The 15132-nt window shown below is 72.0% G+C and carries 14 protein-coding genes; 8 read left to right on the plus strand and 6 right to left on the minus strand.

All coding sequences use genetic code 11. The features are described from left to right. Positions 1–116: 116 nt before the first annotated feature. From msrB to KSE_RS27340, 4 genes are all read right to left on the minus strand, one after another. On the minus strand, positions 117–521 hold the full coding sequence (gene msrB, locus KSE_RS27325) for a peptide-methionine (R)-S-oxide reductase MsrB (protein WP_014138594.1): 405 nt from the start codon (positions 519–521) through the stop codon (positions 117–119). A gap of 37 nt (positions 522–558) precedes the next feature. Next, positions 559–1965, minus strand: coding sequence for a UDP-N-acetylmuramate--L-alanine ligase (murC, locus tag KSE_RS27330; RefSeq protein WP_014138595.1), 1407 nt, complete (start codon positions 1963–1965; stop codon positions 559–561). A 95-nt stretch (positions 1966–2060) separates the two neighbouring features. Then, the gene (locus KSE_RS27335) at positions 2061–2525 is read right to left on the minus strand and encodes a hypothetical protein (protein WP_014138596.1); all 465 of its coding nucleotides are present in this window, start codon (positions 2523–2525) and stop codon (positions 2061–2063) included. 121 nt (positions 2526–2646) lie between these two features. Beyond that, positions 2647–3435, minus strand: a complete 789-nt coding sequence (locus tag KSE_RS27340) for a pyrimidine reductase family protein (RefSeq protein ID WP_014138597.1) — start codon at positions 3433–3435, stop codon at positions 2647–2649. 105 nt (positions 3436–3540) lie between these two features. Here KSE_RS27340 and zapE point away from each other — a divergent pair, with 105 nt between their 5' ends. The 4 genes from zapE (at position 3541) to KSE_RS27360 (ending at position 8738) form a co-directional block, all read left to right on the plus strand. Then, positions 3541–4587 (plus strand): cell division protein ZapE, encoded by a 1047-nt coding sequence (zapE, locus tag KSE_RS27345; protein ID WP_269450316.1) that lies wholly within the window; start codon positions 3541–3543, stop codon positions 4585–4587. A gap of 38 nt (positions 4588–4625) precedes the next feature. Then, complete coding sequence (gene uvrB / locus KSE_RS27350; RefSeq protein WP_014138599.1) at positions 4626–6716, plus strand: excinuclease ABC subunit UvrB; 2091 nt, start codon at positions 4626–4628, stop codon at positions 6714–6716. A gap of 214 nt (positions 6717–6930) precedes the next feature. Continuing rightward, the gene (locus KSE_RS27355; RefSeq protein ID WP_014138600.1) at positions 6931–7518 is read left to right on the plus strand and encodes a TerD family protein; all 588 of its coding nucleotides are present in this window, start codon (positions 6931–6933) and stop codon (positions 7516–7518) included. Between the two features lie 233 nt (positions 7519–7751). Next, positions 7752–8738: a TerC family protein gene (locus KSE_RS27360; protein ID WP_014138601.1), complete on the plus strand. Its 987-nt coding sequence runs from the start codon at positions 7752–7754 to the stop codon at positions 8736–8738. Positions 8739–8819: 81 nt separating this feature from the next. Here KSE_RS27360 and KSE_RS27365 read toward each other — a convergent pair whose 3' ends face one another. Beyond that, the gene (locus KSE_RS27365) at positions 8820–9473 is read right to left on the minus strand and encodes an MBL fold metallo-hydrolase (protein WP_014138602.1); all 654 of its coding nucleotides are present in this window, start codon (positions 9471–9473) and stop codon (positions 8820–8822) included. 49 nt (positions 9474–9522) lie between these two features. Beyond that, entirely contained in the window at positions 9523–10305 is a 783-nt protein-coding gene (locus tag KSE_RS27370) for a maleylpyruvate isomerase family mycothiol-dependent enzyme (RefSeq protein ID WP_014138603.1), read from the minus strand. A gap of 289 nt (positions 10306–10594) precedes the next feature. Between KSE_RS27370 and uvrA the strand changes: the two genes are divergently transcribed. The 4 genes from uvrA to KSE_RS27390 all read left to right on the plus strand — a co-directional run bounded on the left by uvrA (position 10595) and on the right by KSE_RS27390 (position 15125). After that, the gene (gene uvrA / locus KSE_RS27375) at positions 10595–13474 is read left to right on the plus strand and encodes an excinuclease ABC subunit UvrA (RefSeq protein ID WP_014138604.1); all 2880 of its coding nucleotides are present in this window, start codon (positions 10595–10597) and stop codon (positions 13472–13474) included. A 152-nt stretch (positions 13475–13626) separates the two neighbouring features. Next, positions 13627–14043, plus strand: coding sequence for a Rieske (2Fe-2S) protein (locus tag KSE_RS27380; RefSeq protein ID WP_014138605.1), 417 nt, complete (start codon positions 13627–13629; stop codon positions 14041–14043). Between the two features lie 46 nt (positions 14044–14089). Further along, positions 14090–14884, plus strand: coding sequence for a hypothetical protein (locus KSE_RS27385; protein WP_014138606.1), 795 nt, complete (start codon positions 14090–14092; stop codon positions 14882–14884). Positions 14885–14900: 16 nt separating this feature from the next. Continuing rightward, positions 14901–15125, plus strand: a complete 225-nt coding sequence (locus KSE_RS27390; protein ID WP_014138607.1) for a hypothetical protein — start codon at positions 14901–14903, stop codon at positions 15123–15125. Positions 15126–15132 lie beyond the last annotated feature (7 nt).

A 15132-nucleotide genomic window follows, 5' to 3' on the forward strand; every position in this document is an offset into this window, starting at 1 on the left:
CACCCACGTCCCCAGACCCGTTCGGAAGGTGATCAGTCTCGCACGCCCGCGGGCACGCGCGAGGGCCCTCCCCGGCCGCCCGGGGAGGGCCCTCGTCGGCGCGGCCGGCCGGCGGCCTACTCGGCGGGCTTCAGCGTCAGCGAGATCGAGTTGATGCAGTACCGCTGGTCGGTCGGGGTGCCGTACCCCTCGCCCTCGAAGACGTGCCCGAGGTGCGAGCCGCAGTTCTTGCAGCGCACCTCGACCCGGCGCATGCCGAGGCTGGTGTCCTCCAGGTACTCCACCGAGTCGCCGGCCAGCGGCGCGTAGTACGACGGCCAGCCGCAGTGCGAGTCGAACTTCGTCTCGCTGCTGAACAGCTCGGCGCCGCACGCCCGGCAGGCGTAGACGCCGACCGTCTTGGTGTCGGTGTACTCGCCGACGAACGGCCGCTCGGTGCCGGCCTCGCGGAGCACGTGGTACTCCTCCGGGGACAGCTGGGCGCGCCACTCGGCGTCGGACTTCTGGACCTCGTAGCTCACGGCAGTCTCCAGCTCGGGACGGGGACGGACGGACACGTCAGACAGCAGGTGCAACGTCCGCCAGGGCGGCCAGAATTTCCGGCCCCAGGTTGGTGACGTCGCCCGCGCCCATGGTCAGCACCAGGTCGCCGGGCGCGGCCAGCGCGGCCAGCACCGCGGGCGCGGCCGCGAAGTCGTGCTCGGCCCGGACGTCCGCCCCGGCCCGGCGGGCCGCGTCGATGATCAGCTCGGCGGTGACGCCCGGGATCGGGTCCTCGCGCGCCGGGTAGATGTCCAGCACCACCGAGGCGTCCGCCAGCGCCAGCGCCAGCCCCATCTCCTCGGCCAGCTGCTGGGTCCGGGAGAACAGGTGCGGCTGGAACACCACCAGCACCCGGCCCGCCCCCGCCGCCTCCCGGATCGCCTCCAGGTCGGCCGCCATCTCGGTCGGGTGGTGCGCGTACGAGTCGATCACCTGGGTGCCGCGCGCCTCGCCCTTCAGCTGCAGCCGCCGCCGCACCCCGGTGTACGCGCCCAGCGCCTTCGCCAGCCCCTCCGCCGGGACGCCCAGCGCGACGCCCGCGGCCAGCGCCGCGACCGCGTTGTGCGCGTAGTGCCGGCCCGGCACCGAGACGGTGAACACCAGCCGCTCGCCGCCCAGTTCGACGGTCACCTCGCTGGTCATGCCGTGCGCCGCGACCGCCAGCACCCGCACGTCGGCGTCCTCGGCGGCGCCGACCGTCACCACGTTCAGCCCGGCCCGGCCCGCCACCCGGCGGGTCAGCTCGCGGGCGCCCTCGTGGTCGGCCGAGACGACCAGGGTGCCGCCGGGCTGGATCCGGCCGACGAAGGTCTCGAAGGACTGGTGGATCTCCTCGATCGAGGCGTAGTTCGCGTGGTGGTCCAGCTCCACGTTCAGCACGATCGCCACCTCGGGCGCGTACTTGTGGAAGCTCCGGTCGCTCTCGTCCGCCTCCGCGACGAAGATCTCGCCCGCCCCGTGGTGCGCGTTCGACCCCGGCGCGTCCAGGTCGCCGCCGATCGCGTACGAGGGCTCCAGGCCCAGCTCGCCCAGGCTCACCGCGAGCATCGAGGTGGTCGTGGTCTTGCCGTGCGTCCCCGCCACCGCCAGCGCCCGGCGGCCGCCCATCAGCGCCGCCAGCGCGTCCGACCGGTGCACCACCGGGACGCCGCGCTCGCGCGCCGCCACCAGCTCCGGGTTGTCCGCCCGGATCGCGCTGGAGACCACCACGCTGCTCGTCCCGGCCGGCAGGTGCTCCGCCGCGTGCCCGACGAACACCGTCGCCCCCAGCTCGCGCAGCGCCCGCACGGTCTCCGACTCCTTCGCGTCGGAGCCCGAGACGGTCGCGCCGCGCACCGCGAGGATCTTCGCCAGGCCGGACATGCCGGCGCCGCCGATGCCGATGAAGTGCGGGGCGTGCAGGTCGTGGGCGGCGTCGTTCAAGGCTGGCTCCGTACGGGCGTGAGGAGGCGGGATCGTCGCGTGCGTCCTGTGGCTACAAGACGCACGGGACGATTCTGCCCTAATCGGGAGTCGGGTCAGGCTTCGCTGGCGAACAGCTTCAGCACCGGGACGCCGACCTCGTGCCGGGCCCGGGAGGCCCAGTCGCGGTGGAAGAACTCCTCGACGAAGTGCGGCGAGGTCAGCACCAGCACCTCGTCGGCGGTGTTCTCCTCGACCACCTCGCGCAGCCGGGCCAGCGGGTGCGCCTCGACCACCTCGCCGACCGCCTCGGCCCCGGCCCGGCGCAGGTGGCGCAGGCTGTGTTCGAGGGATTCGCCCGCGAGGGTGGGGGTGGCGTCCCCGCCGTCGTCGTGCTCGTGCACCGCCTGGTCCAGATGGCCGAGGGCCACGTCGTCCAGGGCGCGCAGCAGTTCGTCCTGCTTGCCGCGCGGTTGCATCAGGACGACGAAGGAGACCTTCTCCTCGCCGTGGAGGGTGGTGACGAGCTCCACGTCGGCGTCGGAGAGCGCCTTTTCGATCATCAGTACGGTCTTGAACACGTGAGTCCCTTCCGGCTGGTGCGGGCCCCCGGGTCCGGCTCCTGCTCCCTCCTTCATAGTGCCCGGAGGAAGGATTCCTCACGCTGCACACGCGCCACACGGATCACCTGGTCCACATCGGTCAGGATGTGTCCCGGGTGCGGGCGGGGTCGCACGGGGAGCGGTCCGGATCGGTCGGCCGTAGATAGCGGGTGAAGAGGAAACCTTTCTCCTCGATCAATGAGACCAGCCGCATCGGCCGTACGTCCGGGATTCCGGGCCCGTTCACGATCCTCGGTGAATCACCCGCCGTCACCAGGGGCGCCACCGACAGGCACAGCTCGTCCAGCAGGCCGTCCGCCGCGAGCTGGGCGAGCAGGCGGGGACCGCCCTCGGTGAGCTGCCGGCGCCAACCGCGCCCGGCGAGCGCGGCCACCGCCCGGGGGAGGTCCACCGAGCCCGTTCCCGCGGTGACCACCTCGGCCGCGGCGGCCACCTCGGCCAGCCGCGCGGGCGGCGCGTCGACGGTGGTCACCACCACGGTCGGCACCAGCGGCTCGGTGAACAGCGGCGCCGAGAGGTCCAGCTCCAGGGAGCGCGAGACCACCGCGATCACCGGGGCCGGCGGCTGCCCCGCGGCGGCCCGCCGCTCCGCGAACTCCGGCCGGGCCCGGCCCGGCCGGTAGCCCTCCGCCCGGACCGTCTCGGCGCCCACCAGCACCACGTCGCACAGCGCCCGCAGCACCCCGAAGATCCGCTTGTCCGCGGCGCTGGACAGCCCCTCCGAGAGGCCGTCCAGCCGGGCCGCGCCGTCCAGCGAGGTCACCATGTTGGCCCGCAGCCAGCGGCCCGCCTCCGGGTACGCGTACGCCCGCGCCAGCCACTCCAGGTCGCCGGGGGTGCCGGAGGTGTCGCCGATCAGTTGCTCCATGGCTCCGAGTCTCCCAGGCGCGGCGGGGCCCTGAGAGCGCCCGGGGAGCGCCCGGGGGGAGCGCCCGGCACGGTGCCTCCGGCCACGCGAGTACCCTGTTGTCTCGTGTCTGCTGCCTCGGATTCCGATATTCGTACCGCGATAGCCCTGACCGACCGGCGGCCCGTGGTGCCCGCCGAGCGGCTGGTCGCGGAGATGGTGCCGCCGCCGCGCTTCACCGGGGTGAGCTTCGGCAGCTACCTGCCGGACTCCTCGCAGCCGAGCCAGTACGAGGCCGTGCAGATCCTGGAGTCCTTCGCCGCCGGGCTCAACAGCGCCGCCGAGCCGCCGAAGCGGGGCTGGTTCCGGCGCTCCGCGCCCGCGCCCGCCGGGCCGGCCGGGATCTACCTGGACGGCGGGTACGGCGTGGGCAAGACCCACCTGCTGGCCTCGCTCTGGCACGCCGTCCCCGGGCCGAAGGCGTTCGGCACCTTCGTCGAGCTGACCAACCTGGTCGGCGCGCTGACCTTCCAGGGCGCGGTGCGCACGCTCAGCTCGCACCGGCTGCTGTGCATCGACGAGTTCGAGCTGGACGACCCGGGCGACACCGTGCTGGTCTCGACGCTGCTCGGCAAGCTGGTGGAGAACGGCGTCAAGCTGTGCGCGACCTCGAACACGCTGCCGGAGAAGCTCGGCGAGGGCCGGTTCGCCGCCGCCGACTTCATGCGGGAGATCCAGGGCCTGTCCGGGCACTTCCGCCCGGTCCGGATCGACGGCCAGGACTACCGTCACCGCGGCCTCCCGGACGCCCCGCCGCCGTACGACGACGCCGAGGTGACCGCCCGCGCCGCCCGCACCCCGGGCGCCTCGCTGGACGACTTCGACGCGCTGCTGGAGCACCTCAAGGAGGTGCACCCCAGCCGCTACGGCGCGCTGCTCGACGAGGTCGGCGCGGTCTTCCTGCGCGGGGTCCGGCAGGTGGACGACCAGGCGACCGCGCTCCGGCTGGTGGTACTGGCCGACCGGATGTACGACCGGGAGCTGCCGATCACCGCCTCCGGCCTGCCGTTCGACCGGGTGTTCACCGAGGAGATGCTGCGCGGCGGCTACCGCAAGAAGTACCTGCGGGCGGTCTCCCGGCTGGTCGCGCTGGCCCGGGACTCCGCCAAGTAGCACCCGCTCTGTCGGTGGCCGGCCGTACGGTGGAGGGCGTGCGTCCCATCACGAGTATCGAGCGGTCCGTGGCGCCTTTCGAGGTCGTCAGCCCCTACCAGCCCAACGGCGACCAGCCGGCGGCCATCGCCGAGCTGGAGCGCCGCGTCCGCGCGGGCGAGAAGGACGTCGTCCTGCTCGGCGCGACCGGCACCGGCAAGTCGGCCACCACGGCCTGGATGATCGAGAAGCTGCAGCGCCCCACCCTGGTGATGGCGCCGAACAAGACGCTGGCCGCCCAGCTGGCCAACGAGTTCCGCGAGCTGCTGCCGAACAACGCGGTCGAGTACTTCGTCTCGTACTACGACTACTACCAGCCCGAGGCGTACGTCCCGCAGACGGACACCTACATCGAGAAGGACTCCTCGATCAACGAGGAGGTCGAGCGGCTGCGCCACTCCGCCACCAACAGCCTGCTCACCCGGCGGGACGTGATCGTGGTGGCCTCGGTCTCCTGCATCTACGGCCTCGGCACCCCGCAGGAGTACGTCGACCGGATGGTCCGGCTGAAGGTCGGCGAGGAGGTCGACCGGGACGCCCTGCTGCGCCGCTTCGTCGACATCCAGTACACCCGCAACGACCTGGCGTTCACCCGCGGCACCTTCCGGGTCCGCGGCGACACGGTCGAGATCTTCCCGGTCTACGAGGAGCTCGCCGTCCGGATCGAGATGTTCGGCGACGAGATCGAGGCGCTCTACACGCTGCACCCGCTGACCGGCGAGGTGATCAGCCAGGACGACTCGGTGTACGTCTTCCCCGCCTCGCACTACGTGGCCGGCCCGGAGCGGATGGAGCGGGCGATCGCCGGCATCGAGGCCGAGCTGGAGCAGTCGCTGGCCCGGATGGAGAAGCAGGGCAAGCTGCTGGAGGCCCAGCGGCTGCGGATGCGCACCACGTACGACATCGAGATGCTCCGCCAGATCGGCACCTGCTCGGGCGTCGAGAACTACTCGATGCACTTCGACGGCCGCGAGCCCGGCTCCCCGCCGAACACCCTGCTGGACTACTTCCCGGAGGACTTCCTCCTGGTCATCGACGAGTCGCACGTCACCGTCCCGCAGATCGGCGCGATGTACGAGGGCGACGCCTCGCGCAAGCGCACCCTGGTCGAGCACGGCTTCCGGCTGCCCTCGGCGATGGACAACCGGCCGCTGAAGTGGGAGGAGTTCCAGGAGCGGATCGGCCAGACCGTCTACCTCTCGGCCACCCCCGGCAAGTACGAGCTGGCCCGCGGCGACGGCCAGGTCGAGCAGATCATCCGCCCGACCGGCCTGATCGACCCCGAGGTGATCGTCAAGCCGACCGAGGGCCAGATCGACGACCTGGTGCACGAGATCCGGCAGCGGGTGGCGAAGGACGAGCGGGTCCTGGTCACCACGCTCACCAAGAAGATGGCCGAGGACCTCACCGACTACTTCCTCGGCCTCGACATCCGGGTCCGCTACCTGCACAGCGACGTCGACACGCTGCGCCGGATCGAACTGCTGCGCGAGCTGCGGGCCGGCGAGTACGACGTGCTGGTCGGCATCAACCTGCTGCGCGAGGGCCTCGACCTGCCCGAGGTCTCGCTGGTCGCGATCCTGGACGCCGACAAGGAGGGCTTCCTGCGCTCCGGCACCTCGCTGATCCAGACCATCGGCCGCGCGGCGCGCAACGTCTCCGGTCAGGTGCACATGTACGCCGACAAGATCACCCCGGCGATGGACCTGGCGATCAGTGAGACCAACCGCCGGCGCGCCGTCCAGCAGGCGTACAACGAGGAGCACGGGATCGACCCGCAGCCGCTCCGGAAGAAGATCGGCGACCTGCTCTCCAGCATGTCCGGGGAGGACGTCGACACCGAGGAGCTGCTCGCCACCGGCTACCGTCAGCAGGGCAAGGGCCGGGCGCCGGTCCCGTCGCTGGGCATCGACCGCAAGCCCGCCAAGAGCCTGCCCGCGGCCGAACTCGCCGACCTGATCCAGCAGATGACCGAGCGCATGCACACCGCCGCCGCCGAGCTGCAGTTCGAGGCGGCGGCCCGGCTGCGCGACGAGGTGAAGGAGCTCAAGCGCGAGCTGCGCCAGATGCGCGAGGCCGGAATGGCCTGATCCGGCGTCACACGTGGCCGGGCGGCGGTAATTCGCCGTCCGGCGGGTGCCGTTGTGTCGTAGTTTGGCCACAGTCCCGTTCCCCCGGGCCGCCCGGCCGGGACGGCGGCGTAGGGTGGGGCGCGGTCCGCCCTGGGCCCGGGCGCTCCGGGTGCGGACCGGAGTGCGGTGAGGACGCCGGGCCGGGAGCCCGGAGGAAGCAGAGGTCGGCAGCGTGTCCGTGAACCTGGCCAAGGGCCAGAGCGTCAGCCTGTTGAAGTCCACCGGCGAGACTCTGACCGTGGTCCGGATGGGCCTCGGGTGGAAGTCGGCCCCGGGCAAGCGCGGCTTCTTCAGCCGCCGCCCCAAGGAGATCGACCTCGACGCGTCCGCCCTGCTGTACGACGGCAAGGTGATGAGCGACGTGGTGTTCTTCTCGCACCTGGTCAGCAACGACGGCTCGGTCCAGCACACCGGCGACAACCTGGTCGGCGGCGCCGGCGCGGGCGGGGACGACGAGAGCATCATGGTCGACCTGGCCAAGGTGCCGCGCCGGGTCACCCAGATCGTGTTCACGGTCAGCTCCTACACCGGCCAGAACTTCACCGAGGTGCAGAACGCGCACTGCCGGCTGGTCGACGAGACCACCGGCCGCGAGCTGGCCCGCTACGAGCTGGCCGGCGGCGGCCCGCACACCGGCCAGATCATGGCGAAGGTCGAGCGGGACGGCGCCGGCGGCTGGAAGATGACCGCGATCGGCGCCCCCGCCAGCGGCCGCACCTTCCGGGACATGCTGCCCTTCATCGAGCCCTTCCTCTCCTGACCGGCCCCACCCCCCGACAGCGGAATCTCTTTACCTTCTTTACCTTCCCTTGGGCTTCCTGTTAACCTGCTGGGAGCGGAGGGGAGTATTCCCCGTTCAGTGACCCCGTCATCACGGGCGCCCCTCGCGGCGTCCCGGGGCGCTGGCCGCGCGGCGCCCGCGACGGGCCGGCCGCGCGGCGGAAGAGACCTCCGGCAGTGACGAGTGTTCGCCTATCTGCCGGAGGAGCAGACATGGACGTTTCCGCAGGGCTGTGGATCGGCACCATCGGGGTGCTGGTCGCCCTCGTGGTGGCCGACTTCTTCATCGGCGGCCGCAAGCCGCACGAGGTCTCGGTCAAGGAGGCCGGGATCTGGACCGCGGTCTGGGTCGCGCTGGCCGCGCTGTTCGGCGGCTTCCTGTGGTGGTACGGCGGCGGGAAGCCGGCCGGCGAGTTCTTCGCCGGGTACATCACCGAGAAGTCGCTCAGCGTCGACAACCTGTTCGTCTTCATCCTGATCATGGGCAAGTTCGCGGTGCCGCGGATCTACCAGCAGCGGGTGCTGATGTTCGGCGTGATCATCGCCCTGGTGCTGCGGGCGGTCTTCATCGCCGGCGGCGCGGCGCTGGTCTCGCAGTTCTCCTGGGTCTTCTACCTCTTCGGCGCGTTCCTGGTCTGGACGGCCTGGAAGCTGATCAAGGAGGCCCGGGCCGACGAGGAAGAGGAGGAGTTCGAGGAGAACCGCCTGCTCAAGGCCGTCCAGCGGCGCATCCCGTCCACCGCCGACTACCGCGGCACCAAGCTGATCGTGCGGGAGAACGGCCGCCGGCTGGTCACCCCGATGCTGATCGTGATGCTGGCGATCGGCACCACCGACGTGCTGTTCGCGCTCGACTCGATCCCGGCGATCTTCGGCCTCACCCAGGACCCGTACATCGTCTTCACCGCCAACGCCTTCGCGCTGATGGGCCTGCGCCAGCTGTACTTCCTGATCGGCGGCCTGCTGAAGAAGCTGGTCCACCTGTCGTACGGCCTGTCGGTGATCCTCGGCTTCATCGGCGTCAAGCTGGTGCTGCACGCGCTGCACGAGAGCGGTGTGCACGTGCCGGAGATCAGCATCCCGGTCTCGCTGGGCTTCATCGTGCTGACCCTGGCGGTCACCACCGTCACCAGCCTGGTCGCGGCGCGGAAGCAGGCCGCCGCCGAGCGGGCCGCGGAGCCGGAGAAGATCGACGCCTGACCCGCGCCGATCCCGCGCCCACCCGCGCGTACGCACCGGGGCCCCGCCGGATCCGTCCGGCGGGGCCCCGGTGCGTGTGGTTCACCAGCCGCGCTCGCGCCACTCGGCCAGGTGCGGGCGCTCGGCGCCCAGGGTGGTGTCGGCGCCGTGGCCCGGGTAGACCCAGGTCTCGTCCGGGAGGACGTCGAAGAGCTTGGCGCTGACGTCCCGGAACAGCGAGTCGAAGGCGGCCGGGTCGCCCCAGGTGTTGCCCACCCCGCCGGGGAACAGGCAGTCGCCGGTGAACACGTGCGGGTGGCCCTGCGGGTCGTCGTAGACCAGCACGATCGCGCCCGGGGTGTGGCCCACCAGGTGGCGCACGGTCAGCTCGATCCGGCCGACCCGGATCACCGAGCCGTCCTCCAGGGCCAGGTCGGTGGGCACGTCGATGCCCTCCGCGTCGATCCGCCCGGCCATCGTGCGGGCGCCGGTGGCGGCCACCACCTCGGCCAGCGCGCCCCAGTGGTCGCGGTGCCGGTGGGTGGTGACCACCGCGGCCAGCCGGGGGCCGACCGTCTCCAGCAGCACCGGGGCGTCGGCCGCCGCGTCGATCAGCAGCTGCTCGTCGGTGGCCCGGCAGCGCAGCAGGTAGGCGTTGTTGTCGTGCGGGCCGACCGCGACCTTGGTGACGATCAGGTGGGCCAGCTCCCGGACGTCCGGCACCCCGCCGACCTGCACCGCTCCGTGGTACGTCATCACACCGCTCCTCGCTCGCCGCTGGGGGTCCTGCGTCAACCGTCCCCCATCATCCCATCGGGGGGAGCGGCGGCAGGGCGGCGCGGGGGTCGACCAGGCCCTCGTCACCGCGGTGCACCTGCAGGCCGTCCCCGTTCGAGCGGCCGGAGAGCCAGCCGGTGAGCGCCCGGACCGGGCCCTCGGCGGTCAGCTCGGCCGGCCCGCCGCCGATCCGGGCCTCCAGCCCGGCGTCCTCGGCGACCAGCAGCACGCCGGGCAGCCCCGGCTCGGCGGCGAAGCGCTCGCCGAGCCGGCGGAACTCGGCGATCGCGAACGGTTCCGGCCAGTGCGCCGGGGTGTAGCCGGCGTTCAGGTCGACGTGGTGGTACTCCAGCTCGGCCAGCCGCTTCGCCGGGATCTGCCAGGCCGGGAAGACGTGGCCCGAGCGGTGGGTGACCGGCGCGGTCCAGTCCTCGGGGGCGAGCAGCGCGGCGGCCGCCAGGAAGCGCCGCTGGCTGTCGCGCACGTCGGCGAGCTGCTCGGCGAGCGGCCGCCCGGCGCCCGCCTCGATGTCGGCGTCCCGGCTCTCCGGCGTGGCGTACTGCGGGACGTCCGTGCCGGTGCGGGCCCCGGTCAGCAGGTTGACCAGCGAGTCCGCGTTCCGGGCCAGGTGGGCCAGCACGTGGCCGCGGGTCCAGCCGGGCAGCGCGGACGGCTCGCCGACCGCGGCCGGCTCCAGCTCGGCCAGGGTGTGCAGCAGCAGTTCGGTGCTCTCCGCGGTGGCCCTCAGCTGCTCGGCGGCGGCCTCGGCGGCGGCTTCGGGGCTGGTGGGGCCGGTGGTGGGATCGCTCATCGGGCGGTGCCTTTCGACGGGTCGGGAGGTACGGGTCGAGGCGGTGCGGGGGCCGGTTCCGGGCGTTGCCGGGGCCGGTTGTCAGTCGTTGACGCTACCGTCGAGCGCGGATGCCCTTCACCCGTACGGGCGGGTCCGACCAGACAGGGTCGGATTCGAACGAGTGAGTCGTTACGTTGGTTGGCGCATCCTGGAAGAAACCCGTTCCTCCCGCATCCTTCCGAATCCTCCGGATTCCCTCCCGATCCCCTCCCGATCCCCTCCGACCCGGAGAAAGGCGCCAGTAGCAGTGGCAGACCGCCTCGTCGTCCGCGGTGCACGCGAGCACAACCTCAAGAACGTCTCGCTCGACCTGCCCCGGGACTCCCTCATCGTCTTCACGGGCCTCTCCGGGTCCGGCAAGTCCTCCCTCGCCTTCGACACGATCTTCGCCGAGGGCCAGCGGCGCTACGTCGAGTCGCTGTCCTCGTACGCCCGGCAGTTCCTCGGGCAGATGGACAAGCCGGACGTCGACTTCATCGAGGGCCTCTCCCCGGCCGTCTCGATCGACCAGAAGTCGACCAGCCGCAACCCCCGCTCCACCGTCGGCACCATCACCGAGGTGTACGACTACCTGCGCCTGCTGTTCGCCCGGATCGGCAAGCCGCACTGCCCGCACTGCGGGCGCCCGATCGCCCGGCAGTCGCCGCAGGCGATCGTCGACAAGGTGCTGGAGCTGCCCGAGGGCACCCGGTTCCAGGTGCTCAGCCCGGTCGTCCGGGAGCGCAAGGGCGAGTTCGTCGACCTCTTCGCCGACCTGCAGTCCAAGGGCTACGCCCGGGCCCGGGTGGACGGGCAGACCGTCCAGCTGACCGAGCCGCCGACGCTGAAGAAGCAGGAGAAGCACACCATCGAGGTGGTCATCGACCGCCTCACCGTGAAGTCCGGCGCCAAGCGCCGGCTCACCGACTCGGTGGAGACCGCGCTCAAACTGGCCGGCGGCATGGTGGTGCTCGACTTCGTCGACCTCCCGGAGGACGACCCCGAGCGCGAGAGGATGTTCTCCGAGCACCTCTACTGCCCGTACGACGACGTCTCCTTCGAGGAGCTGGAGCCGCGCTCCTTCTCCTTCAACTCCCCGTTCGGCGCCTGCCCGGACTGCTCGGGCCTGGGCAACCGGATGGAGGTCGACCCGGAGCTGATCGTCCCCGACGAGGAGAAGTCGCTCGACGAGGGCGCCATCCACCCGTGGTCGCAGGGCGCCACCAAGGAGTACTTCCAGCGGCTGGTCGACGCGCTGGCCGGCGAGCTGGGCTTCCGCACCGACATCCCGTGGGCCGGGCTGCCGGTGCGGGCCAGGAAGGCGCTGCTGTACGGCCACAAGACCCAGGTCGAGGTCCGCTACCGCAACCGGTACGGCCGCGAGCGCTCCTACACCACCGCCTTCGAGGGCGCCGTCCCGTTCGTGACCCGGCGGCACTCCGAGTCGGAGAGCGACGCCGGCCGGGAGCGCTTCGAGGGCTACATGCGCGAGGTGCCCTGCCCGACCTGCAAGGGCACCCGGCTCAAGCCGGTGGTGCTGGCCGTCACGGTGATGGACCGCTCGATCGCCGAGGTCTCGGCGATGTCGATCAGCGACTGCGCGGACTTCCTGGGCGCGCTGCGCCTCGACCGCCGGGACAAGCAGATCGCCGAGCGGGTGCTCAAGGAGGTGCTGGAGCGGCTGCGCTTCCTGGTCGACGTCGGCCTCGACTACCTGTCGCTGAACCGCGCCGCCGGCACCCTCTCCGGCGGCGAGGCCCAGCGGATCCGGCTGGCCACCCAGATCGGCTCCGGCCTGGTCGGCGTGCTGTACGTGCTGGACGAGCCCTCCATCGGCCTGCACCAGCGCGACAACCACCGGCTGATCGAGACCCTGGTCCGGCTGCGGGACATCGGCAACACCCTGATCGTCGTCGAGCACGACGAGGACACCATCAAGACCGCCGACTGGATCGTCGACATCGGCCCCGGCGCCGGCGAGCACGGCGGCAAGGTGGTGCACTCCGGTTCGCTGAAGGAGCTGCTGGCCAACGAGGAGTCGCTGACCGGCCAGTACCTCTCCGGCAAGCGCGGCATCCCGATCCCGGCGGCCCGCCGCCCGCGCGACAAGAAGCGCCAGATCGTGGTGCACGGCGCCCGCGAGCACAACCTCAAGGACGTCACGGTCGCCTTCCCGCTCGGCACCTTCACCGCCGTCACCGGCGTCTCGGGCTCCGGCAAGTCCACGCTGGTCAACGACATCCTGTACACCCACCTGGCCCGTGAGCTGAACGGCGCCCGCGGCGTCCCCGGCCGGCACACCCGGATCACCGGCACCGACCTGGTCGACAAGGTGGTGCACGTCGACCAGTCGCCGATCGGCCGCACCCCGCGCTCCAACCCGGCCACCTACACCGGCGTCTTCGACCACGTGCGCAAGCTGTTCGCGGAGACCCAGGAGGCCAAGGTCCGCGGCTACCTGCCCGGCCGGTTCTCGTTCAACGTCAAGGGCGGCCGCTGCGAGAACTGCTCCGGCGACGGCACCATCAAGATCGAGATGAACTTCCTGCCGGACGTCTACGTCCCCTGCGAGGTCTGCCACGGCGACCGCTACAACCGGGAGACGCTGGAGGTCCACTACAAGGGCAAGTCCATCGCCGAGGTGCTGAACATGCCGATCGAGGAGGCGCTCGACTTCTTCGAGGCCGTCCCCGCGATCGCCCGCCACCTGAAGACGCTCAAGGAGGTCGGCCTCGGCTACGTCCGGCTCGGCCAGCCCGCCACCACCCTCTCCGGCGGCGAGGCCCAGCGCGTCAAGCTCTCCGCCGAGCTGCAGAAGCGCTCCACCGGGCGGACGGTCTACGTCCTCGACGAGCCCACCACCGGCCTGCACTTCGAGGACATCAGCAAGCTGATCAAGGTGCTGGAGGGCCTGGTCGAGAAGGGCAACACCGTCATCGTCATCGAGCACAACCTCGACGTCATCAAGACCGCCGACTGGCTGGTCGACATGGGTCCCGAGGGCGGCTCCGGCGGCGGCGGCGTGGTCATCGAGGGCACCCCGGAGGAGGTCGCCGCCTCCACCGCCAGCCACACCGGCAAGTTCCTGCGCGACATCCTGCCCGGCGTCTCGGACGCGGCCCCGGCCAAGCGCGGCCGGAAGAAGTAACCGCCCGCCCGCCCGCACGCCCGCCCGCACGCGTGTCCGCACGCGGCGGCGCGGGTCGGCACGAGGCCGCCCGGGGAGCCCGCGAGCTCCCCGGGCGGCCTCGTCCGCGCGTGCTAGGTTGCTGGCGCCAATTCCCGCACCGAGGAGCCCCGATGACCGAGCCCACCGCCTCCCGCCGTACCGTCCTGTGCTGCGCGGCCGTCGCGCTCGCGGGGGCCGCGGCGGCCGGCTGTTCCTCCTCCGGCGGCGGCAAGGAGGAGCCGAAGTCTGCCGCCCCGGTGGACCTCGGCCCGGCCGCGGACGTGCCGGTCGGCGGCGGTAAGGTGTACAAGGAGCAAGCGGTCGTGGTGACCCAGCCGGCCGCGGGCGAGTACAAGGCGTTCAGCGCGAAGTGCACCCACGCCGGGTGCCTGGTCAACGGCGTGGTCAAGGACCAGATCCAGTGCCTGTGCCACGGCAGCCGGTTCGGCGTCTCCGACGGCGCCGTCCAGGACGGTCCGGCGCCCGCGCCGCTGCCCGCCTACCAGGTCGCCGTGCAGAACGGGAACCTGCTGGTGACCAAGGGCTGACGCGCTGTCAGCGGACGAGAGAACACCACACGGGGGGAACGACAGGATGAATCGCCGACTGTTCATGGGGGCGTTCACGGCGGGCGCGGTCACGGTCGCGGTGGGGAGCGCCGACAGCGCGTCCGCGGCCGACCAGGTCACCGTCTTCAACGGCCAGGTCAGCGCCCAGAGCTTCTACGCGGACGGTCTGCACGGCCAGGCCGCCGGCTTCGTCACCGAGTCGAAGGCGGACGCCTACGCGCACGCCCTGGTGGCCGTCCAGAACGGCACCACCGGTTTCGAGGCCGACGGCGTCACGCCCAAGCTCAACGGCGGCGCCGCGATCAACGCGGTCTCCAAGAACCCGGACACCTCCGCGATGTACCTGACCGGCGTCGAGAAGGCCCGCGGCACCCTCAAGATCACGCACCTGGGCTACGGCGACGCCTCCGACAAGAACGCCGCCGCCCTCTCCATCGACCTGCGGACGGCCGGCACCGCCGCCCAGGGCATCTACGTGACCGCGACCGAGGGCGCCACCCAGGGCAACCTGATCGCGCTGCGCAACAACACCGGCCTGGACGACCTGGTGGTCAAGGGCAGCGGCCTGGTCGGCATCGGCACCGTCCGGGGCGACAACCCGCGCGCCAAGCTGCACGTCGTGCAGAAGACCAACGCCGCCAAGGACAGCGAGAACGACGCGGCCGGCCTGCTGGTCGAGGGCACCGTGCGGGTCGGCGACGCCGCCGCCGTCCCGACCGGGGCGGACGCCAAGGCCGGCGGCGGCACGCTGTACGCCCAGGGCGGCGCGCTGTACTGGCGCGGCTCCGCGGGCACCGTCACCAAGATCGCCTCGGCCTGAGCGGGGAGGGCGGACCGTGCAGCTGACCCCGGAGGAACTGGTGCGCGAGTTCCAGGACGCCGTCCTGGAGCTCTACTTCGCGCGCAAGCGGATCGTCCTGCTGGAGGAGGAGAACGCCGGGCTCAGGGCGCACCTGGCCGCGGCCCTCCAGCCCGGTTCCCGGCCCGACGACCGGGAGCCGGCCCCGGCCGCCGGGCAGGACGCCGGACAGGACGCCGGGCAGCCGCAGGCGTCCGGCTGACGCCGTC

Source organism: Kitasatospora setae KM-6054, from assembly GCF_000269985.1.
In the GTDB taxonomy this organism is placed as follows: Bacteria; Actinomycetota; Actinomycetes; order Streptomycetales; family Streptomycetaceae; genus Kitasatospora; species Kitasatospora setae.